This is a genomic window from Amycolatopsis pigmentata, assembly GCF_042684065.1.
In the GTDB taxonomy this organism is placed as follows: domain Bacteria; phylum Actinomycetota; class Actinomycetes; order Mycobacteriales; family Pseudonocardiaceae; genus Amycolatopsis_E; species Amycolatopsis_E pigmentata.
The window spans coordinates 157,227-183,564 of record NZ_JBHUKR010000009.1 but is presented as its reverse complement, the minus strand read 5'-3'; the positions used below and the strand labels follow the sequence as shown (position 1 = coordinate 183,564).

Genomic DNA, 26,338 nt, shown 5'->3' with positions numbered 1-26,338 from the left:
CCGGCAGGAAAAACGCGCCTTCCCGAGTTTATTCTGTACCAGAAGCGAGAGGGGTGCGCCGATTGACCACTGCCCATGCACCGGCTCCGCTGACCGGTCCCCCAGGACACCCGCGCCGCTCCGGCTCGCACCTCACGATACCGGGTGCGCGGCCGTTTCCGGTCGCTTCGCGGAAACTTCTGGCCTGGACCACGGCGGCGATCGCCGTCGTGGCGGGCTTTTCCTGGACCGGACCACCGGCCCGGATCATCATCGTCGTGCTCGCCACGGCGGTGCTCGCCACCACCTCGGTCCGCTTCTCCGGGCGGAACCTGTGTTCCTGGGCCTGCACCTGGATTTCCTACCGTCTGCTCCAGCACGACGACCGGTCGCAGACCGCCGACCCGTTGCGGTCGCTCGCCCACGACTTCCGGCTGCGGCGGTATTGCGACCGTGCGGGTCATCAGTTCGGCATCGCGGGCGTGGGCGACGGTTGGTCCGCGGTGATCCGGATCCACGGCGAGCCGCCGGTCGCCACGCTGCTCGCCGCCCTGGCTTCCGCCTGTGCGGACACGGAAATCCCGCTCGCGGGCGCCCAGCTCACCGTCCGCACGCAAGGACCGGAGCGGGTCTTGCTCCTAGCCGTGCGCTACCGGCCCGCGGCCGCTCCCTTCGCGGCACTGCTGCGGGGTGACGGGGAAGACGGCGAATTGTGCGCCACCGCACGGGCGGCGCTCGCGCTCATGGCCACGATCGCCAGATCCGGTGTGCGCAGCGCCCTGCTCGGACTGGACGAACTGGCCACGGAGCTCCGGGCCGCGCTGGGCCCCTGCGACCCCGGCGCCGAGGTGACCGACGGCTGGCGCCGGTGGGCCGCGGGCGAGGTCACGCAATCCTGTTTCACCACGCTCGGAACCGTTGACCTGGCGGACGCGCTGCCCGCCGACGCGCCCACGGCGCCGTTCACGGTGGCCTCCTACACATTGTGGCGTACCGGAAACGGCACGCTGCGGGAGAACGTCACCGTCCGGCTGGCCCCGGGCCCCGGCCCGGCAGCATGGGCCGGCGTCCCCGTGGTGCCGCTCTATGGCAGGCAAGCCTCCGGCATGCGGCGCACGATGCCACTCGCGCTCTCCTGCTAGTGGAACACTGAGGCCATGCGCCGCCCGTACGTCCTGTCCTCCGCCGCCGTCTCGCTCGACGGCTGTCTGGACGACACGAGCCCCGAACCGCTCGTGCTGTCCAACGAAGCGGATTTCGACCGCGTCGACGAGGTGCGCGCCGGCGTGGACGCGATCCTGGTCGGCGCCGGCACGATCCGTGCCGACAACCCCCGGCTCCTGGTGCGCGACGGGAAGCGCCGTCAGGCCAGAGTGGATCGCGGGCTGCCGCCGGATCCGGTCAAGGTCACGCTCACCGCGAGCGGGAACCTGGACCCGGAAGCCTCCTTCTTCACCACCGGAGAGAGCGAAAAACTCGTCTACACCTCCTCTGGCGCAAACGTTTCCGCCCGGCTCCGCGCCGTCTCGACGGTCGTCGAAGCGAACGACATCGAGGCGGTCCTCGCCGATCTCGCTTCGCGAGGGATCCGGCGGCTGATGGTCGAAGGCGGCCAGGAGATGCACACCCGGTTCCTGACCGCCGGCGTGGTCGACGAACTGCATCTGGCCGTCGCGCCCTTCTTCGTCGGCGACCCGGCCGCGCCACGGTTCGTCGGCCCGGGACGGTTTCCGCAGAGTCCGCGGAACCCGATGGTCGTCGCGGAAACCCGGCAACTGGGTGATGTCGTCGTGCTGCGGTACCTGGCCGGCCAGGCGGCGACCGACTTCACGCGGCTCCGCGAAGCGATCGCGCTCGCCGACCGCTGCCCGCCGTCGCACACCTTCCGGGTCGGCGCCGTGGTCACCGACGCCGCGAACAACGTGCTGGCAACGGGCTATTCCGGCGAGACCGACCCGCACGACCACGCCGAAGAGGCCGCTCTCGCCAAGCTGGCTCCGGACGACCCCAGGCTCGTCGGCGCCACCCTCTACAGTTCGCTGGAACCGTGTGGCGCCAGGGCTTCCCGCCCGGTCACCTGCACCGGGCACATCCTCGCCACGGGGATCGCACGAGTGGTCTTCGCCTGGCGAGAGCCGGAACTTTTCGTCGAAGGTGAGGGCGCCGAGCAACTCCGCTCGGCCGGCCGAGAGGTGGTCGAACTCCCCGAGCTGGCCCATCTCGTCCGCCGCGCGAACACCCATCTGCCCGGCGTCGGCCCCGCTTGATCAGCGGGGAACCCACAGCGTGACCCGGGTTCCGCGGCCGGGCCAGGATTCGATCCGGCACCAGCCGCCGACCTCGGTCAGCCGGGCGGTCATCGACTCGCTGACCCCGAACCCGGCCGGCCGCGTGGCCTCGTCGTAGCCGGCGCCGTGGTCCCGCGTGATCACCGCGACCCCGCCGTCGCGCTCCTCCATCCGCACCACGACCTCCCGGGTGCCGGAATGCTTGATCGTGTTCCGGAGCGCCTCGCGGGCCGCGTCGCGCACGGCGAGGCGGCGCACCTCGGACAACCGGTCGTCACCGATGTCGGAGATCGCCAGCTGGGCACGCAGGCCGTCGCGGGCCATTTCCGTTGCCAGCGCGGCCAGTTCGGCGGCGAGCCCGTCCGCCATGTCCTTGTGGTCGCCGAGCCCCCGGCGCAGTTCGTTCGCCTGCGCACGCGCCGCGTGCCGGACGCGATCGAGCTGTTCGCGCGCGTCGGCGTTGTCCCGGGCGCTGCTCATCGCGATCGCTTCGAGCACCTGGAGCACGGTGTCGTGCAGCATGCGCTCGGTGCGCGCCCGCTGGGCGGTCTGGCCGAAGCGCATTCCGATCGCCAGCGCCAGACGGGTGGCCAGGCCGATCAGCACCAGCGATCCCGCCGACGTCACGGCGGTGGCCAGCAGAATGCCGGACGAGCCCACCATGCCGGCGATGTCGATCCTGGACAGGTGCGGCGTCTGCGCGGCCAGCGGCGCGGCCACCTGCACCGCGATCCCGAGCGCGACGATCACCAGCCCCGAGGGCAGGCCGCGCACCATCGTCCACAGCGCGACCGTTCCGGTGAGGTAGAGGAACGCCAGCCAGCCCGCCGCCCAGTACACCTGCCACGGCACGGTGAGCCCGACCAGGACGCAGGCGGCCAGCGCCAGCACGGCGTCGCCGATCAACAGCAGGTTGGTGAGCAGTCCGCTGCGGTCGGGTACCCGCAGCACCCACACGAAGCTCGCGGCGCTGCCGAGAATGCCGATCCACGCGACCGCCGTGGCCACCGGCGCGGCACCCGGGCCGAAGGCGATGACGAACCACGACCAGATGACGGTGAGGGCCAGGACCCGGTAGGCCAGCGGCAGGAGCACCGCGTAGCGGGCGGCCCGGATCATCAGCGGATCCTGGGGGCCGTCGATCCGCGTCGCGGCGAGCTTGCCCAACCTGCGGATGGCCGGGACCGGCTCGGGATCATCCAGCTCGGGCGGCATTTCCGCGGGTGCCGACGCGAGCACGGAGGTGCCCTGCCTGAGCAAAGCCCCCAGAAACCTAGGTCCCGCAGTCACACCACTCGTCCTGCTTCCTCCCCCCAGGGCCTAACTAATAGCAAGTCGGCAACAGAGGTGACAACCACCCGATCGAGTTGTTCAGGCCCGAACAACCTGTCTGTGTTGTTCAGAACGCGCCCACGTGTGCTCACAGCCTTACCAGGGAACAGCGCTCTGTCTGCCAGTGTGCCTGGCGGCCTCGCTCAGTAGAGATCCAGGCCCAGATCGAGCGCGGGAGAGGAGTGCGTGAGCGCTCCGACGGCAAGGTAGTCGACGCCCGTCGCGGCATAGGCGCGCGCGTTCTCCAGCCGCAGGCCACCCGAAGCCTCCAGCCGCGTCTTGGGGGAGCGCTCGTCCCGCAGTTCCACGGCCCGCGCGCAGTCCTCCGGCGTGAAGTTGTCCAGCAGAACCTCGTCCGCACCGGCCGCGAGCGCCTCTTCCAACTGATCCAGGGCGTCCACCTCGACCTCACACGGCAACCCGGCGGCGTGTTCCCGCGCGGCCCGCAGCGCCGCGGTGACCGAACCCGCGGCCACCACGTGGTTGTCCTTGATCAGCACCGCGTCCCCGAGGCCCATCCGGTGGTTGACCCCGCCCCCGCAGCGCACCGCGTACTTCTGCAGTGTCCGCAGCCCCGGCAACGTCTTGCGGGAGTCGCGGATCGCGCACCCGGTACCGTCCACTTCGGACACCCAAGCGGCCGTGGTGGTGGCGATGCCGGAAAGGTGGCACAGCAGGTTCAACGCCGTGCGCTCGGCGGTGAGCAGGCCGCGAACTCCCCCGCGCAGTACCAGCGCCGGCTCACCGGCGACCAGCCGCTGACCGTCCTCGCGTGCGCCCAGTACTTCGTAGTCGTCACCGAGCACCTCGTCGAACACCGCCGCGGCCACCGGAATCCCGGCGAGCACGCCGGTCGTCCTCGGCGTGATCTCGGCCAGCGCCACCGCCGTCTCCGGCACCGTCGCGCTGGTGGTCACGTCCGGGCCGTAGCGCAGGTCCTCGGCGAGCGCGGTCGAGACCACGCGCCGGACATCCTCGGGATCAAGCAGAGACACCAATGGATTCACGCCGCTCCTTCCAGCACCGGGTCGGCCAGGACCGGCTGTCCCGACGGGTTCAGCCGGATGAGCTGGCTGCGCCGCCACGACTCGTCGTCGCGGCCCGGGAAGTCATGGCGCACATGGCAGCCACGGGACTCGGTCCGCCGGGCCGCCGCCGCGATCAGCGCCTGTGCGACCAGGGTGAGCGCCGCGTCCTCCACCATCCGGTGCGTCTTCCGCTGACTGTCCTTTGTGGATAGATCGAGCACGGAGCCCGCCACGGCGAGGCCCTCGGCGTCCCGTCCGATCGCGGCGTAGGAGGTCATCACCCGCTGCAGCGCGTCCCGGTCCGCGACCGGGAAGACCCGCTCGCGTTCCCTGGCCCGTGACGGATCGGCGAGCAGCCCGCGCGCCAGGTCCGCGGCGACCGCCCCGGCTGCCGCGATCCCACCGGTCAACCCCTCCAGCAGGCTGTTGGAGGCCAAGCGGTTCGCGCCGTGCAAACCGGTCCGCGCGACCTCGCCGGTCGCGTACAGCCCACGGACGCCGGTCCGCCCTCCGGCTCCGGCCACCACGCCGCCACAGGCGAAATGCGCCGCCGGCGTCACCGGGATCGGCTCCTCGCGCGGGTCCACCCCGATCACGGCGCACGCGGCGAAGACGGTGGGGAACCGTTCGGCGAACCCCGGAACCGCCGTCGCGTCGAGGAAGACGTGATCATCGATCCCACCCGGCGCCCCGGCCATCCGCCGGGTGATCGCGGCGGAGACCACGTCGCGGGGGGCCAGGTCACCGAGCGGGTGGACACCGCGCATGACCGGTCTGCCCGCGCCGTCGACGAGCACGGCACCCTCGCCGCGTACCGCCTCGGTGATCAGGGGGCAGCGGCCTCGGGCCCCCGGCGTGTAGAGCACGGTCGGGTGGAACTGCACGAACTCCAGATCCGCGGCCGGGGCTCCCGCCCGCAGCGCGAGCGCGAGTCCGTCACCGGTGGCGATCTCCGGATTGGACGTGGCCGAGTAGAGCTGCCCGAGCCCGCCGGTGGCGAGCAGCACCGCCGGGGCCCGCAACCGGCCGGGCACGCCATCGGGGTCGAGCACCGACACGCCGCCCACGTCACCACGCGGGGTGAGCAGCGCGTCCACGGCGATGTGCCGTTCCAGCACCGGGAGGCCGCCCGCCCGCGCGACGAGCGCCCGTTCCACCTCGGCTCCGGTCGCGTCACCGCCGGCGTGGATCACGCGGAAGGTGCTGTGGCCGCCTTCTCGGGTCCTCGCCAGGTGCCCGTTCTCGCCGGGATCGAAGCGCGCACCGCAGGCCTGTATCAGCCACGACACCGCAGCGGGTCCCGCGTGCAGGATCTCCGAGACCGCGGCGGGCTCGCAGAGGCCGGCTCCGGCGGCCAGCGTGTCCTGGATGTGCTGCGAAACCGAGTCACCCTCGTCGTGCTCGCCGTCGAGGACCACGGCCACCCCGCCCTGGGCCCAGCGCGTGTTGCCGTCCTCGACCGCGGCCTTGGTCACCACGAGCACGCGCAGGCCGAGTTCCCGGGCTCTGAGCGCGGCCGTCAGTCCGGCGACACCGCTGCCCACCACGACGAGATCCGCCCGCGCTTCCCACTCCGCGGTTTTTGCTTGAAAGTCACAAACCTGGCCGCTCATTCGCCGCCGCCCGGCTTGCCGATCTCGATCATCCGCCGCACCGACGCCCGCGCCTTCGCCGCGACGTCGGGGGCGACATGCACCTCGTCGGCGCCCTCCCGCAACGCGCGCAGCAACGCGGCCGGAGTGATCATCTTCATGAACCGGCAGGAGGCGCGGTCGTTCACGGCGCGGAAGTCGATCTCCGGCGCCGCCTTGCGGAGCTGGTGCAACATGCCCACCTCGGTGGCCACCAGCACGGACGTGGCACTGGTGTCCCTGGCCGCCGTCACCATGTCACCGGTGGAGAGGATCTTGACCCGCTCCGCCGGCACGGCCCCCTCCCCGGCGAGGTAGAGCGCCGAGGTGGCACAGCCGCATTCGGGATGGATGAACAGGTCCGAGTCCGGGTGGGCGGCGGCCCGTTCGGCGAGCTCCGCGCCGTTGATCCCGGCGTGCACGTGGCATTCACCCGCCCAGATGTGCAGGTTCTCCCGTCCGGTCTTCCGTTTGACGTGGGCGCCGAGGAACTGGTCGGGGCAGAACAGCACCTCCTTGTCCGCCGGTATCGACGCGACCACGTCGACCGCGTTGGACGAGGTGCAGCAGATGTCGGTCTCGGCCTTCACGTCGGCCGTGGTGTTGACGTAGGAGACCACCACCGCGCCCGGGTGCTCGGCCTTCCAGGCCCGCAGCTCGGCAGCGGTGATCGAGTCCGCGAGGGAACACCCGGCGCGCGCGTCGGGGATGAGCACGGTCTTCTCCGGCGCCAGGATCTTGGCCGTTTCGGCCATGAAGTGCACGCCGCAGAAGACGATGGTGGAGGCGTCACTGGCGGCCGCGATCCGCGAGAGGGCGAGCGAGTCCCCGGTGTGGTCGGCGATGTCCTGGATCGCCGGGATCTGGTAGTTGTGCGCGAGCAGCACCGCGTCGCGTTCACGAGCCAGGCGGCGCACCTCTTCGGCCCAGACTTCGTCCGGTTCGACGCCGCCGTACGGCGTGAGATCGAGTTGAGACATCGTGGGCATCGGGCCCTCCCCTTTTCCGGCACTTCCGCGCGAACGAGAGGGGCAGGCCGGTACCACCTCTCCCGGTTTTCGCCTTATAATCGAAAACCGTGCACAGTCATATTAACAGCAGCGCCCCCCTCGCACACGAGGTTTTGGCGACGGTATTGCAGGTGCGTTCCGCCACACTGCGGGTCCTGCTGTGGCGGCGCGCTCTCGAGCCGCACGTCGGGCGCTGGTCGCTACCCGGCGGACGGCTGCGCCCGGACGAGGACGTGGAGACCTCGATCCGGCGGCAACTCGCCGAAAAGGTCGACGTCCGGCAGCTCAAGCACGTCGAACAACTCGCGGTGTTCAGCGATCCCGGCCGGGTTCCCGGGCCCCGGGTGGTGGCGACCGCGTTCGTCGGGCTGGTGCCCTCCGACGTGGATCCCGCGGTCCCGGAGGACACCCGCTGGCACGAGGTCGACATGCTGCCCCGGACCGCGTTCGACCACCGCGAGATCATCCTCCGCGCGCGCGACCGGCTGCGTTCGAAGCTTTGCTACACCAACCTGGGCTTCGCGCTCGCGCCCGAGGAGTTCACCGTGTCCGCGCTGCGCGAGCTGTACTCGGCCGCGCTCGGCTACCGGGTTTCGGCCACCAACCTGCAACGGGTGCTCTCGCGCCGAGGCCTGCTCGCACCGACCGGGCACACCGCTCCACCGGGCCGTAGCGGTGGCCGTCCCGCCGCCCTGTTCTCGTTCACTGGTAACGGAATCCAGGTGACCGATCCGTTCGCCGTCTTTCGCCCACCGTCACGATCCTGAGCGCGCGGGCGGTTTTCGTCGTACCGTGTAGCCGTGACGGATGAGCGAAGTGCGGTCTTCTTGCCGCTGTTCCCGTTGCAGACCGTGCTCCTGCCGTCGGTGGAACTACCGCTGCACCTGTTCGAACCCCGCTACCGGCAGCTCGCGCTCGATCTGCTCACCGGGGCGGCGCCGGACCGCCGGTTCGCCGTCGTGGCGATCAGGACTTCGGCGGTCCGCGAGGTGGAGACCCTGGACCACGTGCACCCGATCGGCTGCTCGGCGATCATGGGCGACTGCGAACGGCTCCCCGACGGCCGGTTCGACATCACGACCACCGGCGAGCGACGATTCCGCCTCGTCGAGATCGACCGCACCCGCGCGCCGTACCTGGTCGGCCGGATCGAATGGCTCCCGGACGAGAACCTTTCCCCGGAGACCGGCGAAGCGGCCGCCAGGCTCGCCGACGCGGCCCGCTCGGCGCACCGGAAATACTGCGAATCGGCCTGGGACCGCAACAGCTGGCATCCGCCGCCCCCCGGCACCGAATCGGCCGAGCTGGCCTACCTGCTGGCGTCCGACTGCCTGCTACCGGTGCCGGACCGTCAGCGCCTGCTGGAGGAGCGGCATCCGCTGCGCCGTCTCCGCCTGCTGTGCCACCTGCTGGCCCGGGAAGCCGGTTTCCTGTCCACGCTGCGCGCCGTGCCAGCCCCACCACCCGAACTCGTCGACCTCAGCGCTCCCGCCAGCCTCAACTGACCAGTGCCGGGTTTCTCCGGCCGGGACGTATCTCGTAGCACACCTTCCGATGCCAACTCTAGCCGGCGATGCGGCGCACCGAGGCTGATGTGCCGCTGCGTCGCGGTGTGCGCTCTTGGTGCCAGCGTGCGTGTGTTTCGAGGTCAACTACCCATGCTCCGCATTCCGCGCACCCGGTGCCCGCAGGGACCGCCTGGGGGGCGGCATGCGCGGGTTCCGGCATGTTCCTGTCACCGATAGGGTCGACGTGATTCGCCAGAACGATCCACCGCGCCTTCCAAACCTCGTCGATAGTCGCAATGTCGACATCGCAAGCCTGCAGGAAACCGCGGACGAACTCCCAACTCGGCAACTTGTTGCCACCGAGGTTCCGCGTGATGGTGGCTGGCGAGTACTTGAGCTGGCGGCTGAGCTTCCGGTAAGGCGGGTCACCAGCGAGTCGGCGCACCCACCGCAAGTCGGTCGCGAACATGAGAAGGTTCTCGACGAAATCGTCGCCAGGCATGTGTTGTTTGTTGATCACGATGTATCTCCTCCGAAGAGGGCGCCGGAGGCCGGTCAAGCCCCCGGCGCCGAATCGGTCAGGCGAGGACGGGGTGTGGCGAGCCCGGGGACGATGGACCGCCGTCGTCGTTGCCGAGTATTCGGCGGACGACTTCGGAGGCCAGAAGCCCGGCGGTGAACGCCGCAGCCAGGGTGATTTCCAGCCCGTAGCCGAACGACAACCCTTCCGCGATGAACGCCAGGACGAACATCAAGACCAAAATCGTGGAAACCAGATTGGTGAGCATATCTCACCTCCTCCTGCTCGTCTCGGTGGTCCAGGTGACGGTCTTTCTCCAGATGGGTGAAGCGTCTCCCAACAGCCTTTCTCGAGAGGAGACGAGACCTGCCCAGCAAGGCGAAGATCTCGATGGGCATCCTCCCATCGTGAAGGCTTTTCCGCAAACACTCGTCCGTGTCGCGTGTTGTCTCATTGACAATACGCTGACCCTCAGGAATCCTGTTTGCTACCGCAAACTACTCAATGGTAACTAGATTAGTCGAGATATCCGGAACACGAGACCGCACCACTCTTTTGGGTGAGGGCGCGAATGCGTGCTTCACTAATGCGAGTAGTCGGGAAGCCGCCGACGTGGTTCATGCGAGCTGATCACGGAAGCACAAGCAAGACCCAGGTCCGGCATAGGGGAAGGCCCCCCGTTGCTGCGGGGGGCCTTCTGGTTCCCGAAGCCGCCACCTGGACCAACAGAGAGACGAGCTCGGGAGACTATGTGGTTGAACTGGGTACATCGCCTGCAGACAGGGATCCATGATGCACTCACCCACGCTACTCACAAAGGCGCTCGGATCAAGACGGCGAGAAGGTGAGATTGTGGCTCCGCCTTGCCACCCAAGATCGAAAAAGGCTCTGATCTGCATGTATGCAGATCAGAGTAGGGTCCATCAATGTGCGGCCGCGCTTGGCGACCCACAGGTGACGACACCCCGACGAAGCGAAAACCAGCGGTCAACGCGGCGCCGCAAACGGCGATATCAGCGGCCATCCGCGAGAGTGCGTGCCCGTGATGCCGAATCAGCGCCGCACCAACCTGCAAGTCCGCAGCAGGACCAGCCAGGGGGGAAGATGTCGCCGTTATGGCTAGCGGATCCGGACACCGTGGCTGCGTGGTAGTTCGGAGTGGTTGCGCCCAGAGGTTCGCCGCCTTGCGGTAAGCCAGTGGAGAATGAGCAACGGATGACACGCGCCAGAACGGGGATAGGAAACGATACGCGGCGGTCTGTACGACGCCACTCAGCGCGGGCATGCCAGCCCCTCCCCCTTACTGAACGTGCTACTTTGGCGCATTAAACAACCCGTTAAGTGAAGTTGTTCGTCACGGTCCTAAATCAACGCGTAGTGCAAGCCTTTGTTCGCCCTATCACTATGGTGCAGTTCGGACTTAATAGCAAGTCTCTACAGGGTGAGAAACGCAACGAAACGGATCGGAACAGAACCGAGCCCAAACGAAACGCGATGATTAACGTTTGATGCACTTTTTGTCGCCAAAGACAGGTATAAGGTCGAGATTTAATACGGTCGACATGCTGCCCGATCTCATCGGCGCGTTAACACTCCGAGGCCGATCTGCGATGGACTTTTCGTTTTATTGAATGAAATTCTTGTGTCGTAATACTTGATCAATTCCGCAGGCAGAGGAATTCACCGGCCATGGCGGGCTTCTCAGGCGTATGCCAAGGGTATTCTGCTTTCGATGCCTTGCACATTCGGCGGGTTTGCCAGCGCCAGCGACCGTACGTGGCCGAGCTCGCAGTCAGACACACCCCGGTCTTCGTTGTGGAATCGGCACGCCCGCTGCCAGGGTCGGTGCTGGTTGGCGATGACGTCGAAGCGGCGACATGCTCAGGGGCTCAGCCCAAGCGGCGGCCGAGGTCGTCACGGCTGTTCCAACCGGCCAGGAGACCGTAAACGAGCGCTGTCGCGAGGGGTTGGGTGAAGATCACCCAGATGCTCTCGATGACGGGCGCCTGTTCGATCACCGAGTTCACCCGGGGCGCGCCGGAGATCGCGTAATGGCTGTTCGCGAAGGCGACGCCCACTCTGGTCGCGAGCCACGCTCCCAGGAGGCCGCCGAGGACCGCGCCGATCATGATGACCGGGCCACGCCGTTCCCGGAGCAGCCAGACGGCCACCCCCACGCACACGCCGGCCGCGAGCCCGAGCAGACCGGAGATCGCGAGATCGTCGAACCGGTGCCAGCTCTCCAACTGCAGCGGGATGAACTGGTTGCCGTCACGCACCAGAACCCGTTGGGGCGGCGCGAGCCGGGACCACAGCCAGCCCAGCGGAATGCCGAGCAGGCCCACGATCGACAACACGCTCAGCGCGGGCAGCAGATCGGCCTGGACGACCACGCGGGGCCGGCGCCGTGGCAGCGCGAACAACGTCACGGGTAACACGGGACCGTGTTCCGCTGGTGATTCAGCCACTCCCGCCTCCGTTTCGCCGCCACCCGCAGCCGAGACTAGACCAGCTCGAAAAGTCCGTGTCAGAGCCTGAGGCGAGCCGGGCGCGCGAGTGCCGAAGGCCTCGGATTTGCGGAGGCGGCGCGCCCGCCTCAGGAAAGCGAGGACGATGCGGGGTCACGGCCCGTCTACGCAAATCCGATCGCGCGCCATTAAGGCACAGCCTATCCGGTCGGCTCGTTCGTGTACTCACCGTGTCGGGCGCAGCGGGCGGTCCAGCCCAGCGGGGTCACCTGGACGACCATGCGGCGCGCGCACTCCGGACAGAACCGGGGCGGCTCGAGTACGGCTCGCTCGGCGGTGCACGACGCGTGCCCGGCGACGGACTCCTCATGTCCACAATGGACGCAGAACCGGCTCACAAGGTCTGGCCCAGCGCCTTGATCGGCATCTTCAACTCGTTCAGCATGTCCAGATCCCGGCTCGCCGGGCGCCCCAGGTTGGTCAGGTAGTTGCCCACGATGATCGCGTTGATCCCGCCGAGCATGCCCTGTTCCGCGCCCAGGTCGCCCAGGGTCAGTTCACGTCCGCCGGCGAAGCGCAGCATCGTGCGCGGCATCGCCAGCCGGAAGGCGGCCACCACCCGCAGCGCGTCCGCGCCCTCGACCACCTCGTAGCGCTCATAGGGCGTTCCCGGTTGCGGGATCAGGAAGTTCACCGGCACCTCGTGCGGGTCGAGCTCGGCCAGCTGCACGGCGAACTCGGCGCGCTGCGCCACGCTTTCCCCCATGCCGATGATGCCGCCGCAGCAGACCTCCATCCCGGCGGCCTTGACCATGCGCAACGTTTCCCGGCGCTCCTCCCAGGTGTGCGTGGTGACCACCTGGGGAAAATGCGAGCGCGCGGTCTCCAGATTGTGGTTGTAGCGGTGTACGCCCATCTCGACCAGTTCATCGACCTGGTCCTGGGTAAGCATGCCGAGGGAGCAGGCGATCTGGATGTCGTTGCCGTCCGCGCGAATGGCCTCGATGCCCTCGCGCACCTGTCCCAGCAGCCGGCGGTCGGGCCCGCGGACCGCTGCCACGATGCAGAATTCGGTCGCACCGGTGGCTGCCGTCTGCCGCGCGGCTTCGACCAGGCCGGGGATGTCCAGCCAAGCCGACCGCACCGGAGTGGGGAACCGGCCGGACTGGGAGCAGAAGTGGCAGTCCTCCGGGCAGCCGCCCGTCTTGACGCTGACGATGCCCTCGACCTCCACTTCGGGACCGCACCAGCGCATGCGGACCTCGTGGGCCAGGGCGAGCAGGTCCGGCAGCGCCTCGCCGGGCAGGTTCAGCACCTCGGCCACCTGCCGCTCGGACAAGCCGACGCCCTGGTCGAGCACCTGTTCACGGGCAAACGCGAGCACATCGGTCCCTTGGGGCGCCGAGGTCACGGACCACTCCTCTCCAACCGGGTAGGGACAGCACCTCATGCTGCCGCACCGATCGGCGTCCAGGCACGGAAACTACCCCTCTGTGGTGTTTCGCACGCGAAGCGTGCACCGGCCTGGCGCAGCCCGGGTCACAGCGCGGAGGACGCCTCCTTCTCGAAGCGCTCGGCGTCGAACTCGCCACCGAACCACGGCGAAAGCCCCCGCCGTGCCTCCTCCCGGAACCGGCCGCGGTCGAGCGTGCCCATGCCCTCCGGGAGCACACCGAGCAGCGGCGCGCCCGCCGCCACCGGCAGGTCCGTCACGTTGGACAGCGCCGCGAGGCCGGGCCGAGTCGGCCACGAGCCGATCACCACGCCCGCCACGTGCAGCCCCCGCGCGGTGGCGACCTCGGCCGTCAGCGCGGTCGCGTTCAGCGTGCCGAGCCCGGCCTCCGCCACCACCAGCACCAGCGCGCCGAGCGCCCAGGCCACGTCCGCCAGCCCGGTGCCGTCCTCGGAGAACCGCACCAGCAACCCACCCGCCCCTTCGATGAGCACCAGGTCGTGGGTGCGGTCCAGGTCGGCCGCGGCCGCTGCCGCCTCCGCCGGTCCGAGGGCCGGGATGCCGCTGCGCCGCGCCGCCGCCTCCGGCGACAGCGGGTCCGGATACCGTCTCAGTTCGCTCGTGGTCACCTCGCCCGCCAGCCGGACGACCTCCGCGAGGTCGCCCTCCTGCCCCGGACTGACTCCGGTCTGCGCGGGTTTGAGGACGGCGACTCGCCGACCGGCCTGCCGGGCGAGCGCGGCGATCGCCGCGGTCACCACGGTCTTGCCGACGCCAGTCCCCGTTCCGGTCACGACCAGCATGCTCACGAAACTCCACGGTAGTACCGGCTGGGCGCGGAACGATGAGAGCCCGGTGGTACGGACCTGACCAGGACCCCGGAAGTCACCGAACCTGGTGAAAACTCACCGCGCGGCGAGCCGCGTCGCGGGCACGAACGCCCCGCTCACGGGGTCGTAGAGGTGCGCGCAGGCGGCGCCCACGTCGAAATACATCCCGACCAGATTCACCTCCCCGCGCGCTTCGGCCCGAGCGACGCAGGGATATCCGTGCAGGCGGTCAAGCTGTTCCAGCACGTTGTGCAACGCCAGCCGGTCCGCCTCGGCCTCCGGGACGCGGCCGTCGACCTCGATCGGCGGGCGTTCACCCGCCCGCCGGACACTGGGCTCCGCGTGCCGGAGCCACGAGCGCAGCGCCGGCGCCCGGTCGGGTGCTCCGTGCACGAGCGCCGTCATCGCGCCGCACGAGGAATGCCCGCACACCACGATTTCGCGCACGCTGAGCACATCGACGGCGAACTCGACCGACGCGCCTATCGAAGCGTCCTCGGCGCAGCCGGCGTGATCGGGCACGAGGTTGCCGATGTTGCGGATGGTGAACAGGTCGCCGGGACCGCTGCTGGTGATCAGGTTGGGCACGATGCGGGCGTCCCCACAGGTGATGAACAACGTCTCGGGCTCGTGCACGTCGGCCAAGCGGCTCAGAAACGGCCGGACCAGATGCGAGGTGCGCCGCTCGAACTCGCGCATGCCCCGGCGCATCGAACTCTCCCCGGCCCGCGGCACCGGCACCTCGGGTGCCGGAGGCTGCCGTGTGCCCTGCCATTCCGACCACGGCGCGAACCACCGGGGCACGATGTGCCGGGCATGAGCCTTGTGCACCACCGGCTCGCCGGCCTTGCCCCGCCCGAACCACGGATGCCCGACCTCGTCCACGAACACGATGCCACCGGCCTGCTCGTGCGCATGCTGCCAGGCCGAGAGCGTTTCGAAGGCGGCATGGTCGAGATAGTCGACCACGAGTTCCAGCGTCACCTGCGTGCCGCGAGGGATTCCGCTCAGCACAGCGGAAAGGCGTGGGATGGACAACGCCGACAGGGCTCCCTCGACGACCACGCGCCAGCCGTCTCCGTCGCGCTCGGCATGGATTCCGGTCCACAGGACGCGGCGCAGCATCAGCAACGCGGCCGCGGCGATTCCGATCAGCACCCCGGTGAGGAGATCGATCGTCACCACGCCTGCCAGCGTGAGCAGATAGACGGGCAGGTCGCCGTGGCGGAGCACCGCGCGGATGTGGTCGACGTTGACCAGCCGGGCCCCCACGTGCACGAGCAGGCCGGCGAGCGCGGCCAGCGGGATGCTGCGCAGCACCCCGGCCAGCACCGCGACGAACAGCAGAATCCACACGCCGTGCAGGATCGCCGAGGCGCGGGAACGCGCGCCGGAATGGACGTTGGTCGAACTCCGCACGATCACGCCGGTGACCGGCAGGCCGCCGAGCGAACCCGACACCACGTTGGCCGCGCCCTGCCCCACCAGTTCCCGGTCGAGGTTGGTGCGGGGACCGGTGTGGAGTTTGTCGGTGGCGACCGCGGACAGCAGGCTTTCCACGCTCGCCACCAGCGCGACGGTGACGACCGCGAGGCCGAACCCGAACCAGTCGCCGTGCGGCGCCACCGGCACGAACCGAATGTCCAGCACGTTGGCCGGGACGTCGACGCGCGGCACGGTCATCCCGGTGACCACGGACACGACGGTGACCCCGAGGACGGCGGCCAGCGGGCCGGGAAACTTCCGCACCGCGGCGGGAAGCTTGCCCCAGCACACCAGCACGGCGATGGTCACCAGCCCGATCGTGGTCGCCTGCCCGTGGTGGTTGACGATCTGCCGGGGCAGTTGCAGCAGGTTCTCCACGGGCGAGCTCTGCGGGCTGCCCCCGAGGACGACGTGGAGCTGGGCCAGCACGATGGTCACGCCGATCCCGGCGAGCATGCCGTGCACGATCGCCGGCGAGACGGCCAGCGCGGCCCTGGCTGTCCGGCTCAGCCCGAGCGCGATCTGCACCAGCCCGGCGAGCACGGTGATCGCGCAGGTGACCGCCCAGCCGTACTGCGCGATGGTCCCGGCCATGATCACGGTCAGGCCCGCCGCCGGGCCGCTCACCTGCACCACCGAACCGCCGAGCGCGCCCGCCACGAGGCCGCCCGCGATCGCCGCCACCAGCCCGGCGACAAGGGGCGCTCCGGAGGCCAGCGCGATGCCGAGCGAGAGCGGGACGGCCACCAGGAACACCACCAGCGACGCCGGCAGGTCGTGGCGCAGGTTCCGCCACGACCACCGCGGGGCGCCCGGTGGGGCGTGCTCACGCTCGCGTGCGGATATGTCGATCATTGAGGCCTCCGTGCGGTACTGGGGAAGGGCTGGACACTCGTCCGGCGATGTCTCCGGTGACTCCCGGCGATCCCACCAATACCGAAAAATGGGCGAAATGTCCGGTACGCGAGTACTGTTCGCATCTTGTTCGAACCATTTGGTCACCCAGGACCACCGGCCGCACCGCGTGAACTCATCGCACGGCGTGACCAACGGCCGGACGAATGTCCCATCACCGCAAGGAAAATCGACTCTCCGTAATCACGGAACACCAACCACACCGAAACGGGTGGACTTCGGCCCTCAGGAGGACCCGGCCGCCGCGACCATGGCCTCGGCGATGGCCGTGATGTCGGAATCCGTGCACACGTAGGGCGGCATCGCGTAGATCAGATCGCGGAACGGCCTGAGCCAGACCCCGAGACCGGTCGCCACCCTGGTGGCCTCCGCCATGTCGACCGGATGATCGAGCTGGATCACCCCGATGGCGCCGAGCACGCGGACGTCGGTGACGCCGTCGAGCCGGGCGGCCGGAGCGAGCCCCGCCCGCAGGCCCGCTTCGATGCGGCCGACCTCCGCCCGCCAGTCCCGCTCCAGCAGCAGGCCGATCGAAGCGTTCGCGACCGCGGCGGCCAGCGGGTTGCCCATGAACGTCGGGCCGTGGGCGAGAACCGGGAGCTCGCCCCGGGAGATCCCGGCGGCCACCCTCGGCGTGCACAGCGTCGCGGCCATGCTCAGGTAACCACCGGTGAGTGCCTTTCCGAGACACAGCACGTCAGGCGTCACACCGGCGTGCCCGGCCGCGAACATCTCCCCCGTACGACCGAAACCCGTCGCGATCTCGTCGAAGATCAGGAGAACGTCGTGCGCTTCGGTCAGTTCGCGGAGCACGGACAGGTAACCGGGATGGTGAAAGCGCATGCCGCCCGCGCCCTGCGCGACCGGCTCCACGATCACCGCCGCCAGTTCGTCCGCATGCCGCTCGATCGCCGCCGCGAGAGTATCCACATAGGACTGATCGGGCGGGTCGGTAAAGCCCGACGGCGGCTCGGGCACGAACACCTGCTCGGGCAGGACTCCCCGCCACAGCGAATGCATGCCCCCCTCGGGATCGCACACGCTCATCGGGTGGAACGTGTCGCCGTGGTAGCCGCCCCGCCAGGTGAGCAGCCGCCGTTTCGCCGTCCGCCCGGAGGAAGCCCAGTACTGCAGGCACATCTTCACGGCGACCTCGACGGACACCGATCCGGAGTCGCACAGGAAGACGTGCTCCAGCCCGGCGGGGGCGAGTTCGGTCAGGGTGACGGCGAGGCGAACGGCCGGCTCGTGCGTGAGACCGCCGAACATCACGTGACTCATCCGCCCGGCCTGCGCGGCGAGCGCGGCGTCGAGCACGGGGTGGCGGTAACCGTGGATCGCCGCCCACCACGACGACATCCCGTCGATCAGCTCGCGGCCGTCGGCGAGCCGCAACCGCACCCCGGACGCCTCGGTCACCAGCAACGGCGCCGACTGCCCGGGCATGGGAGCGTAGGGGTGCCAGACATGTTCGGCGTCGAGTGCCAGAAGTTCCGCAGGATCCACGCGGGGCACTTTAGCCCCGGCCTGACCTGCCCGCCCCGCCCGCAGGAGCCGGATCCCGGCGAGAGAAGTCAGGAAACCCGGACCGGAAGCTTCTCCAGGCCACGGAACAAGGTGCTCGCCCGCCATCGGAGCGCACCGGGGTCACCGTCGAGCTCGATGGTGTCGAAGCGCCGCAACAGTTTGCCGAGCGCGATTTCGGCCTCCAGCCTGGCCAGAGGCGCGCCCACGCAGTAGTGGATACCGTGTCCGAACGCCAGATGCCCACCCGCCTGACGGGTGACGTCCAGACGGTCGGGGCCGGGAAACCGCTCGGCGTCCCGGTTGGCCGACAACAACGCCACCATGACGAATTCTCCGGCGGGGATCTCGGTGTCCCCCGCTCGGACGGGCTCGGTGGTGAACCGGAGGGTCGCCACGTCGACAGGTCCGTCGAAGCGCAGGAACTCCTCGATCGCGGTGGGCAGCAAGGAAAGGTCCGCGCGCAGCGCGGCGAGCTGGTCCGGGTTCTCCATCAGCGCGAGCACGCTGTTGCCGATCAGGTTCACCGTGGTTTCGTGGCCCGCCAGCAGAAGCAGGAACACCATCGGAACCAGCTCGCTCTCGGCCAAGCGATCGCCCCGTTCGGATACGTGCACCAGCTCGGAGAGAAGGTCGTCGGTCGGCGCACGCCGCTTGTCCGCGATCAGGCCGTTGAGGAACTCCATCAGCGCGGTGGCGTCCCGCTGGAATACCTCCGGAGAGGCGCCGGAGAGGAGCGAGGACATCCAGGCCCGGAAGACGTGACTGTCTTCGGCCGGGACACCGAGCAACTCGGAGATGACCGTGGTCGGCAACGGAGCCGCGAACGCTTCCATCAGATCGACCGTGCCCGCCGCCGCGACATCGTCGAGCAGCGCGTCGGTGATCTCCTCGATCCGTGGCCGCAGCCTGGCGACCGTGCGCGCGGTGAAGGCCTTGTTCACCAGCGTGCGAAGCCTGGTGTGGTCCGGTGGATCCGAGTTGAGCATGTGCCCGGCCAGCGGTGAAACCCCGGGAGAGTTCTGGGCGGTCGCCGTGATCTGATTGCCGATCAGTTCGGCCACGCGTTTGTTGTCCTTGCTCAACCTCGGGTCGGCGAGCAGCGCGCGGGCCTCGTCGTAACGGGTCACGAGCCAGATCCGCCGCCCCCACGGCGTGACAGCGGGAGCAACCGGACCTTCTTCGCGCAGCCGCCGATACACGGCGTGCGGGTCCTGGAAGAAATCGTCCTCGAGCCGGATCGGTTCGGTAATCACTGGCGCCACCCCTGTTCGTTCCCTCATGTGGACCCTTACCAGCACAACGTCGTGCGGGGCTCGCCCGTGCCCGGACCAGACGATCATGAGGCAGGATCGGAAGGTATGAGATACCGGCCCATCTCCTTCGACCGGCTCGCCGCCGAGTTGACCGAGCGGCTCCTCGCCCTGCCCGGCGAGGAACGGGTCCGGGTCGCCGTCGACGGCGCGGTGGGCACCGGAAACCTCGCCGCCGATCTGGCGAGCCGGCTGCGGGTCGGCGGCAGGCCCGTGCTGACAGTGTCCACAATGGACTATCTGCGGCCCGCCTCACTGCGTTTCGAGCGGGGCAGAACCGATCCCGATGCCCGCTACACCGACTGGCTCGACGAGAGCGCGCTGCGACGTGAAGTGCTGGACCCGCTCGCGCCGGGCGGCACCGGCATGGTGCTGCCCGCGCTCTGGGACGCCGAACGGGACCGGGCGACGAGGCAGGACAGGATCATGCTGCCGCCAGGCGGAGTGCTGATCGCGCACGGCGAGTTGCTGCTCGGCCGCGGTCTGGAGTTCGACCTCACCGTCCACCTCGCCGTATCCGCGGGCGCGCTTCGTCGCCGCCTCCCCGAATCCGAACACTGGGCGCTGCCCGCCTACCAGCGCTACGAAGCCGAAGTGCGGCCGGCCGAGGTCGCGGACGTGCTGGTGCGGACCGACGATCCCCGTCATCCGGCCGTCCTGGAACGCGCCGCATAACCGCTTCAGCAGGTCAGGAGCGAACGGAAGCGGGCGGCCAGCAGATCCCAGCGCCAGTGTTCGGAGACCCAGGCACGCCCGGCTTCGCCCATCCTGCGCGCGCGGGCGGGATCTGTGAGCAGCGGCGCGAGGGTTTCGGCCAGTTGTGTCACGTCGCGGCCGTCCACCACATGCCCGGTCACCTCGTCGAGGACCGTCTCCGGCGCTCCGCCGGAACGTCCCGCGACCACGGGGAGTCCGGTGGCCGAAGCTTCCAGGTACACCAGACCCAGCGCTTCCACGTCCAAACCCTTGCCCCGGGTGCGGGCCGGCATCGCGAACACGTCACCCGCCGCGTAGTGGGCGGGCAGTTCCTGCCACGGCACCGAACCGGTGAAGAACACGTCCGCGCCCACGTCCAGTTCGTCCACGAGTCCGGTCAGGTGCTTGCGATACGGCCCACCTCCGACCAGGAGCAGCGCGGCCCCCGGGGTTCTCCGCCGCAACTCCGGCATGGCTCGCACGAGCATGTCCTGGCCCTTGCGGGGAACCAGTCTCGACACGCAGACGACGGTCGGCCGGTCACCGAGTCCGTGGCGTTTACGGATCTCGTCCCGCGCGGCGTCGTCCGGCCGGAACAACTCGGTGTCGACGCCCGACGGCAGGTGCTCCAACCCGGCCATCGGACCGAAGGCCGCGGCGAACCGGCGCCTCGTGTACTTGCTGACGTAGGTGAGGACGTCGGTGGTGGTCCCGATGCGGCGCAGTGCCTGACGCGCGACCGGCAGCATCGACCACCCGACCTCGTGGCCGTGCGTGCACGCGACGACCCTGCGCGCGCCTGCCTCACGCAACGACGGCCCCAGCAGCGCCAGCGGTGCGGCGGCGCCGAACCACACCGCCTCGCAGTCCCGCGCCCGCATGATGTCCTTCGCGCGGCGCAGCACGTCCGGTGTGGGCAGCATGAGCGAGGTCGGATGCCGGACGACCTCGAACGGCGCGGCCGCGTCGAACTCCGGATGGGACCCCGATCCTGACTCCCAGGAAGGTGCGTACACCACGAGGTCGTCGGCCGGCAGCCGCCGCGCCAGCGAGTCGAGGTAGTTCTGGATCCCTCCGGGACGGGGCGGGAAGTCGTTGGTCACCAGCAGGGTCCGTAGCACGGAGGGAGGCTACCGGCCTCGAACGCCGAGGGCGGCACCCGCCTTGCGCGGTTGCCGCCCTCGTTTGCGAAAGAAAGGTGGATCTACTTGTTACAGGGAGTGAATCCACCTTCCTCGGATGACCTGCCGCGGGTCAGAGCGCGACCCGGCGAACGTTGGTGATGTTGTTGGGCACGTTCGAGATCTTGACCACGTCACCGCTGGTGGGCGCCTGCACGACCTTGCCGCCACCCAGGAACATGACCACGTGGTACGCGGGCGAACCTTCGAACATCAGGTCGCCCGGCTGGGCGGCGGACATGGAAACCGCGACGCCCGCCTGCTGCTGATCCGACGCGACACGCGGGATGCTGACGCCGGCCTGTTTGTAGGCCCACTGCGTGAGGCCGGAGCAGTCGAAGGAGTTCGGACCGGTCGCACCGTAGACGTACGGGTCACCCAGCTTCTGCAACGCGGCGTTGATCGCGGCCTGCGCGGCCGCCGTCGGTGCCGGCACGTTCGGCGCGCTCCCACCGGTGTCGCGCTGGGCGGCCCGGTCCGACGCGGAGAGCCGCAGGCGGATCGAGTCGAGGTTGGCCATCTGCTTCTGCAGATCCGCCGAACGGGCGTTGAGGTCGTCGAGCAGTTTCGCCGCGGCGTCCGACGCGGCCTGCGCGCGAGCCTTGGCGTCTGCCGCCTGACGCTGCGCCGCCGCGGCCCTGCCGGACGCGTCGAGATAGGTCTGCATGATCTTGTTCTTGTCGTTCGCCAGCACCTCCAGTGCCGACGAGCGGTCCAGGAAGTCCTGCGTCGACTTCCCGCTCAGCAAGGCGGACAGCTTCGCGAACTGCGCGCCGCTGACGAAGGACTGGTCGGTGAACTGGTCGACGTCGACCTGGTACTTGGTCTGGTCGCCCTGGGCCAGGCTGAAGGCACGGTTGGCCGCGTCGACGTCCGCGTTCGCCTTGTTCAGCTCGGCCTGCTTGGCGTTGAAGTCTCCTTGCGCCTTCAACTTCTGCTCGTTGAGCTGCTCGGCCTGGCCGGCGACCTGGCGATACTGAGCCAGGGCATCCGACGCGGTGGTCGGGGGATCGGCGGGAAAGAGGGCGGGGACCGCATCGGCCTGGGGGAAGGTCAGGACCGTGATCACGGCCGCGGCCGCGAGCGCTCCCGCGACCACACGTTTCACTGGTTGCGACTGCACGCCGCGAGCCTCTCCTTTGCACTCGGCCGCCTGCCGTCCGTCAGAGGTCGGGGGCCCTCTGATCGGCATCGCACACCGTGTGGTGCCAGGGATACCGGCATGAATCCGTCCTTGGCGCACGGCGACACCGGCCGCGGCCAGGCATGGAAGGACCACACCTGGTTCACAACACTGGTGTCCGGCACAGCTCCCCGACAAAGCTGCTTCGGCGGCAATCCCGCGTCGCCGTCACCCGTGTGGCGGCCTTCTGGCGCGAGATCTCGGACAGGTTACGAAACTGCAGCCAGTTGGTCCACCCACCCCAGGTAAAAAACTGTGTGTAATACCTGATCTTCACGATCGCAGCAGGCCGACCCCCAATGGTGTGACCAGCATCTCTGGTTCATTCCAGCTGGTCACCAGCCTTTCGGCGACGAAAACGACCGTTCGCCGCTGCGGCCGGAGATCAGGCCGCTTCCCGCCTCGATACCTGGGCCATCGGCGTCATACGCAACCGCGGCAGAAGCCCGCCCTCGGCGAGCGCTTCGACCGCACGCAGTTCGACCTCATCCCATTCGACCGGCCACGACGGGTCCACCAGGGCCCCGATCACGCAGTCCGAGCACGCCAACCCACGCAGCACACACCGCCCACAGTCGACAGTTGCCGCCAGGTTGCGCGCGACCGCGATCGTGTCGACAGAGCGCTCCTGAGTAACCCGAGTCGCGTCATCGGATTGGGCGCCCTGCCGCCCCGATAGCGGGCCTGCCGGCAAAGCGCGCGCGTTGTGGTCGCCTTGACTGCCGAGGCTTGCCGTCTGGGCGGCAAGGGTTTCGTCGTTCACAGGTCCTCCTCGAACCTTCGTTCGACTCGTAGGAGACCCACGGTAGGCACACCCACCGACAATTTCGGTGGTTCAGACACGTCCGAGCAGGGTGAGCAGGGTCGCGGAGGCGACCGAATGCGCGCCGGAGGCGCGGACGGAGGCCACGACCGCCCGGTCGGAGGTCGCCACCACCAGCGGCCTTCCGGAAGGTTCGGCGGCGACGAGCTCGCGGATGACATCGTCGGCGAGCACGCCTCGCTTGGAGAACAGGACCCGCACGCCCCGGACCGCGGCCGTGGGCACGGCGAGCACACCGGCGCCGTCGAAGACCACGGTCACCTCGGCCGAAGTCCGTGAAGCCAGGGCGCCTAGCTGCTGGACCAGCCGGTCGCGTTGATCGGCGAGGACCAGTTCGGGATAACCGGTCTTGGTGACGTTGTAGCCGTCCACGATCAGATGCACGCCGGGCAGACCGAGCAGACGGTCGAGCGCCGCCGGATCACGGACCTGCGCCCCACCCTCGCCCGCCGACCGCGCGCCCCGCAGCTGGTCCGCCGGACGTCGCGTACCGGAGCCGAGCGAAAGCTCCCGGCGTAGTCCGGCCACGGCGCCGTCCAGTGTGTCCACCAGCAGCTTCAACCGCACTTCGTCGGCGTCACGGGCCTCTCGCGCGGACTGCCGCGCGGTCTCCGCGTCGGCCACGGCACGCTCGGCCCGCGAACGCTCCGTGGCCGCGCGCTGCCGCTCCCGCTCGAGCTGGGCGGTCAGGGAAGCGAGCTCCTCGTCGCGGCGCGCGTTGGCCCGTTCGGCCTCCGCTCGCGCCATCTCGGCCGCATCGCGGGCCTGTTTGAGCACGACGCCCTGTTCCCGCAAGCGACCGCGCAGCTTGACCAGCTCGTCCTCCCGCTCGTGCCGCGCGTCGTCGACCGCTTGGAGCGCGGCCTTCAGCTCCGTCTGGAGCTGCGTGAGCTCGGCTTCGAGGCGCTGGTTACGCGCGATCACGGCGTCTCGCTCGGCCCGCAGCGCGGTTTCGGCCGCGTTCTTGGCCACCAGGCGCACTCGCGAGGTGGCGCTCGCCTCGCCGAGCAGCAGGGCCGCGGTGGCGGCGGACACGGAGTCCTCGTCGTTCGGGTTCAGCGCGTCCGGCCGATACTCACGCAGCCACTCCAGCGTCGCGGTCCGGAAGGGCGGCGAGTCCTGCAAGGCACTCAGCAACGCGGTGGCACCGAGCCGGGCTCGCTTGGCCGGCGCGAACTTGGCGACCGGCCGCAGTTGCTGGGGAACGTCCAGCCTCGACATCTTGCCCAGCGCCTCGGCGGCCAGCTCGGTCAGCCGCAGGCGCACCGGCTCGGGCAGCTCGCGCCAGTCGGCGGGCGGCCCGGGCTCCACCTCCGGCCGGGTGGCTCCGGCCGCCGCCCGAAGACCAGGCGCTTCGGGCTCTTCGGCGTGCGCTGAGGGCGACATCCATCCAGGGTAGTCGCTCACGCAGTGGATCACCGCATTCGGGAATTGTCGGTGGGTCCGCCTAGGGTGCCGATCATGCGTGTCCAGAGTGATCAACTGGCCTTCGACGAGCTGGGCACTCCGCTACGGGACACCACTTTCGTCGTGTTCGACCTGGAGACCACGGGCACCCGGCCGGGTCCGGACGGCATCACCGAAATCGGCGCGGTCAAGGTCCGCGGCGGTGAGGTGCTCGGCGAATTCGCCACCCTGGTCGACCCAGGGATGCCCATCCCGCCGCAGATCGTCGCGCTCACCGGGATCACCGGCGCGATGGTGCACGACGCACCTCCGATCACCCGCGTGCTGCCGGCGTTCCTCGAATTCGCCGCCGGTGCCGTACTGGTGGCCCACAACGCGCCCTTCGACACCGGCTTCCTCCGCGCGGCCTGCCACGAGTACGGCTACCCCTGGCCCAAACCGGCGGTCGTGTGCACCGTCCGGCTCGCCCGGCGTGTGCTCACCCGCCAGGACACGCCGAGTTACCGGCTTTCGGCACTCGCCGCACTGTTCGGTGCCTCCGCCACGCCGAACCACCGGGCGCTGACGGACGCCCGCGCGACCGTGGACGTCCTGCACGCGCTGCTGGAAAGGCTCGGCCCGCTCGGGGTCCACTCGCTCGAAGAGTTGCTCGACTACCTGCCCGAGGTCACGCCCGCCCAGCGAAGCAAACGTGGTCTCGCGGCGCATCTGCCCGAGCGCCCCGGCGTCTATCTCTTCCGCGGTCCGTCGGAGGAGGTCCTCTACGTCGGCACGACCGGCAACCTCCGTCGTCGTGTGCGCCAGTACTTCACGGGTTCGGAAAGCCGTGGCCGGATCCGCGAAATGGTGGCGCTGGCCCAGCGCGTCGACGGGATCGAATGCGCGCACTCGCTCGAAGCGCAGGTGCGGGAGCTGCGGTTGCTCGCCGCGCATCGCCCCGCCTACAACCGGCGATCGAAGAACCCGCACGCCTCGTGGTGGATCACGCTCACCGAGGAAGCGTTTCCCCGGCTGTCGGTGATCCGGACGCCCCGGGACGGCACTCTGGGGCCCTTCCGCTCCCAGGCGGCGGCCAAACTGGCCGCGGACGTGCTGGCCGGTGCCGCCGGACTGCGGACGTGTACGCAGCGGATTTCGCCGCGCGCGCCCTCCGGCAGACCCTGCGCCCTCGCCGAACTGGGCCGGTGCGGCGCTCCGTGCGCCGGTAGGCAAAGCGTCGTCGACTACGCGCCCGGAGCGCTCGCGGTGACCGAACTCATCGAGGGCAGGAGCGCGGCGCCGCTGGATTCCGCGCTCAGCCAACTGGACGCCCTGTCGGCGGCGCGGCACTTCGAGCGAGCGGCCCGGCGCCGTGACGAACTGGCCGTGCTCGTCCACGCGGTCGGCCGGGCGCACCGGCTGTCGTCCCTGGCCGCGATTCCCGAACTCGTGGCCGCGTCGCCGGACTCGGCGGGTGGGTGGGAGTTCGCGGTCGTCCGGCACGGCAGGCTCGCCTCGGCCGGGGTGGCCCGCCGTGGTGTCCCGCCGATGCCCGTCGTGGAAGCGCTCGTGGCCGCGGCGGAAACGGTCGAGCCCGGCCCGGGGCCACTGCGCGGCGCTCCCGCGGAAGAGGTCGGCATCCTGCGCCGCTGGCTCACCCGTCCCGGAGTCAGGCTCGTCCGCACCGCGCGACCGTGGGCCGAACCCGCGGTCGGCGCCGGTGGCTGGAACGGCTGGCTGGAACGCGCGGAGACGGCCGTCGCCCTCGAGAACGCGAGGTGAGCA

General features: G+C 69.6%; 23 protein-coding genes. 6 read left to right on the top strand and 17 right to left on the bottom strand.

The features are described from left to right. Window positions 1–62: 62 nt before the first annotated feature. Together ACFSXZ_RS20295 and ACFSXZ_RS20290 are read left to right on the top strand one after the other, a co-directional pair. Entirely contained in the window at window positions 63–1,121 is a 1,059-nt protein-coding gene (locus tag ACFSXZ_RS20295; protein WP_378266679.1) for a type VII secretion protein EccE, read from the top strand. A 15-nt stretch (window positions 1,122–1,136) separates the two neighbouring features. After that, window positions 1,137–2,246, top strand: a complete 1,110-nt coding sequence (locus ACFSXZ_RS20290; protein ID WP_378266678.1) for a dihydrofolate reductase family protein — start codon at window positions 1,137–1,139, stop codon at window positions 2,244–2,246. On the opposite strand, the gene ACFSXZ_RS20285 is transcribed toward ACFSXZ_RS20290, so the two are convergent. From ACFSXZ_RS20285 to nadA, 4 genes are all read right to left on the bottom strand, one after another. Continuing rightward, a complete protein-coding gene (locus ACFSXZ_RS20285; RefSeq protein WP_378266677.1) occupies window positions 2,247–3,557 on the bottom strand; it encodes an ATP-binding protein in 1,311 nt (436 codons plus the stop codon). 185 nt (window positions 3,558–3,742) lie between these two features. Continuing rightward, entirely contained in the window at window positions 3,743–4,606 is an 864-nt protein-coding gene (nadC, locus tag ACFSXZ_RS20280; RefSeq protein ID WP_378266676.1) for a carboxylating nicotinate-nucleotide diphosphorylase, read from the bottom strand. Further along, entirely contained in the window at window positions 4,603–6,240 is a 1,638-nt protein-coding gene (locus ACFSXZ_RS20275) for an L-aspartate oxidase (RefSeq protein ID WP_378266675.1), read from the bottom strand. The genes nadC and ACFSXZ_RS20275 overlap by 4 nt, the downstream gene beginning before the upstream one ends. Next, entirely contained in the window at window positions 6,237–7,247 is a 1,011-nt protein-coding gene (gene nadA / locus ACFSXZ_RS20270) for a quinolinate synthase NadA (protein ID WP_378266674.1), read from the bottom strand. Before nadA ends, ACFSXZ_RS20275 begins: the two co-directional genes overlap by 4 nt. Before the next feature lie 146 nt (window positions 7,248–7,393). Here nadA and ACFSXZ_RS20265 point away from each other — a divergent pair, with 146 nt between their 5' ends. Continuing rightward, window positions 7,394–8,035 (top strand): NUDIX hydrolase, encoded by a 642-nt coding sequence (locus tag ACFSXZ_RS20265; protein ID WP_378266988.1) that lies wholly within the window; start codon window positions 7,394–7,396, stop codon window positions 8,033–8,035. A 33-nt stretch (window positions 8,036–8,068) separates the two neighbouring features. Then, window positions 8,069–8,773 carry an LON peptidase substrate-binding domain-containing protein gene (locus tag ACFSXZ_RS20260; protein ID WP_378266673.1) on the top strand — a complete coding sequence of 235 codons (705 nt, stop codon included), beginning with the start codon at window positions 8,069–8,071 and terminating at the stop codon, window positions 8,771–8,773. A 58-nt stretch (window positions 8,774–8,831) separates the two neighbouring features. On the opposite strand, the gene ACFSXZ_RS20255 is transcribed toward ACFSXZ_RS20260, so the two are convergent. The 9 genes from ACFSXZ_RS20255 to ACFSXZ_RS20215 all read right to left on the bottom strand — a co-directional run bounded on the left by ACFSXZ_RS20255 (window position 8,832) and on the right by ACFSXZ_RS20215 (window position 19,254). After that, window positions 8,832–9,296: a helix-turn-helix domain-containing protein gene (locus tag ACFSXZ_RS20255; protein ID WP_378266672.1), complete on the bottom strand. Its 465-nt coding sequence runs from the start codon at window positions 9,294–9,296 to the stop codon at window positions 8,832–8,834. Window positions 9,297–9,354: 58 nt separating this feature from the next. Next, entirely contained in the window at window positions 9,355–9,564 is a 210-nt protein-coding gene (locus ACFSXZ_RS20250; protein WP_378266671.1) for a hypothetical protein, read from the bottom strand. A 1,621-nt stretch (window positions 9,565–11,185) separates the two neighbouring features. Further along, window positions 11,186–11,734: a DUF2567 domain-containing protein gene (locus ACFSXZ_RS20245; RefSeq protein WP_449224283.1), complete on the bottom strand. Its 549-nt coding sequence runs from the start codon at window positions 11,732–11,734 to the stop codon at window positions 11,186–11,188. Window positions 11,735–11,964: 230 nt separating this feature from the next. After that, on the bottom strand, window positions 11,965–12,162 hold the full coding sequence (bsaP, locus tag ACFSXZ_RS20240) for a biotin synthase auxiliary protein BsaP (RefSeq protein WP_378266669.1): 198 nt from the start codon (window positions 12,160–12,162) through the stop codon (window positions 11,965–11,967). Then, window positions 12,159–13,175: a biotin synthase BioB gene (gene bioB, locus ACFSXZ_RS20235; protein ID WP_378266668.1), complete on the bottom strand. Its 1,017-nt coding sequence runs from the start codon at window positions 13,173–13,175 to the stop codon at window positions 12,159–12,161. Before bioB ends, bsaP begins: the two co-directional genes overlap by 4 nt. Window positions 13,176–13,303: 128 nt before the next feature. Continuing rightward, on the bottom strand, window positions 13,304–14,020 hold the full coding sequence (bioD, locus tag ACFSXZ_RS20230; protein ID WP_378266987.1) for a dethiobiotin synthase: 717 nt from the start codon (window positions 14,018–14,020) through the stop codon (window positions 13,304–13,306). Between the two features lie 102 nt (window positions 14,021–14,122). Next, complete coding sequence (locus tag ACFSXZ_RS20225) at window positions 14,123–16,387, bottom strand: SulP family inorganic anion transporter (protein ID WP_378266667.1); 2,265 nt, start codon at window positions 16,385–16,387, stop codon at window positions 14,123–14,125. Between the two features lie 285 nt (window positions 16,388–16,672). Next, window positions 16,673–17,953 (bottom strand): adenosylmethionine--8-amino-7-oxononanoate transaminase, encoded by a 1,281-nt coding sequence (locus ACFSXZ_RS20220; RefSeq protein ID WP_378266666.1) that lies wholly within the window; start codon window positions 17,951–17,953, stop codon window positions 16,673–16,675. A gap of 68 nt (window positions 17,954–18,021) precedes the next feature. After that, window positions 18,022–19,254, bottom strand: coding sequence for a cytochrome P450 family protein (locus tag ACFSXZ_RS20215; protein WP_378266665.1), 1,233 nt, complete (start codon window positions 19,252–19,254; stop codon window positions 18,022–18,024). 78 nt (window positions 19,255–19,332) lie between these two features. On the opposite strand from ACFSXZ_RS20215, the gene ACFSXZ_RS20210 reads away from it, so the two are divergent. Further along, entirely contained in the window at window positions 19,333–19,959 is a 627-nt protein-coding gene (locus ACFSXZ_RS20210; protein WP_378266664.1) for a uridine kinase, read from the top strand. Between the two features lie 5 nt (window positions 19,960–19,964). Here the strand turns inward: ACFSXZ_RS20210 and ACFSXZ_RS20205 are convergent, their stop codons facing one another. The 4 genes from ACFSXZ_RS20205 to ACFSXZ_RS20190 all read right to left on the bottom strand — a co-directional run bounded on the left by ACFSXZ_RS20205 (window position 19,965) and on the right by ACFSXZ_RS20190 (window position 24,553). Further along, window positions 19,965–21,101 (bottom strand): glycosyltransferase family 4 protein, encoded by a 1,137-nt coding sequence (locus ACFSXZ_RS20205; RefSeq protein WP_378266663.1) that lies wholly within the window; start codon window positions 21,099–21,101, stop codon window positions 19,965–19,967. A 133-nt stretch (window positions 21,102–21,234) separates the two neighbouring features. After that, the gene (locus ACFSXZ_RS20200) at window positions 21,235–22,284 is read right to left on the bottom strand and encodes a C40 family peptidase (RefSeq protein WP_378266662.1); all 1,050 of its coding nucleotides are present in this window, start codon (window positions 22,282–22,284) and stop codon (window positions 21,235–21,237) included. A 445-nt stretch (window positions 22,285–22,729) separates the two neighbouring features. Then, window positions 22,730–23,107 (bottom strand): hypothetical protein, encoded by a 378-nt coding sequence (locus tag ACFSXZ_RS20195; protein WP_378266661.1) that lies wholly within the window; start codon window positions 23,105–23,107, stop codon window positions 22,730–22,732. Between the two features lie 72 nt (window positions 23,108–23,179). Continuing rightward, complete coding sequence (locus tag ACFSXZ_RS20190) at window positions 23,180–24,553, bottom strand: NYN domain-containing protein (protein WP_378266660.1); 1,374 nt, start codon at window positions 24,551–24,553, stop codon at window positions 23,180–23,182. 75 nt (window positions 24,554–24,628) lie between these two features. Here ACFSXZ_RS20190 and ACFSXZ_RS20185 point away from each other — a divergent pair, with 75 nt between their 5' ends. Continuing rightward, on the top strand, window positions 24,629–26,335 hold the full coding sequence (locus tag ACFSXZ_RS20185) for a DEDD exonuclease domain-containing protein (protein WP_378266659.1): 1,707 nt from the start codon (window positions 24,629–24,631) through the stop codon (window positions 26,333–26,335). The last annotated feature ends 3 nt before the right edge of the window (window positions 26,336–26,338 follow it).

Bases quoted from the DNA above. Each gene is read 5' to 3' on its own strand.
- ACFSXZ_RS20290 (WP_378266678.1), top strand. From the start codon at position 1,137: ATGCGCCGCCCGTACGTCCTGTCCTCCGCCGCCGTCTCGCTCGACGGC.
- ACFSXZ_RS20275 (WP_378266675.1), bottom strand. From the start codon at position 6,240: ATGAGCGGCCAGGTTTGTGACTTTCAAGCAAAAACCGCGGAGTGGGAA.
- nadA (WP_378266674.1), bottom strand. From the start codon at position 7,247: ATGCCCACGATGTCTCAACTCGATCTCACGCCGTACGGCGGCGTCGAA.
- ACFSXZ_RS20250 (WP_378266671.1), bottom strand. From the start codon at position 9,564: ATGCTCACCAATCTGGTTTCCACGATTTTGGTCTTGATGTTCGTCCTG.
- bioD (WP_378266987.1), bottom strand. From the start codon at position 14,020: ATGCTGGTCGTGACCGGAACGGGGACTGGCGTCGGCAAGACCGTGGTG.
- ACFSXZ_RS20225 (WP_378266667.1), bottom strand. From the start codon at position 16,387: ATGATCGACATATCCGCACGCGAGCGTGAGCACGCCCCACCGGGCGCC.
- ACFSXZ_RS20215 (WP_378266665.1), bottom strand. From the start codon at position 19,254: ATGAGGGAACGAACAGGGGTGGCGCCAGTGATTACCGAACCGATCCGG.
- ACFSXZ_RS20210 (WP_378266664.1), top strand. From the start codon at position 19,333: ATGAGATACCGGCCCATCTCCTTCGACCGGCTCGCCGCCGAGTTGACC.
- ACFSXZ_RS20190 (WP_378266660.1), bottom strand. From the start codon at position 24,553: ATGTCGCCCTCAGCGCACGCCGAAGAGCCCGAAGCGCCTGGTCTTCGG.
- ACFSXZ_RS20185 (WP_378266659.1), top strand. From the start codon at position 24,629: ATGCGTGTCCAGAGTGATCAACTGGCCTTCGACGAGCTGGGCACTCCG.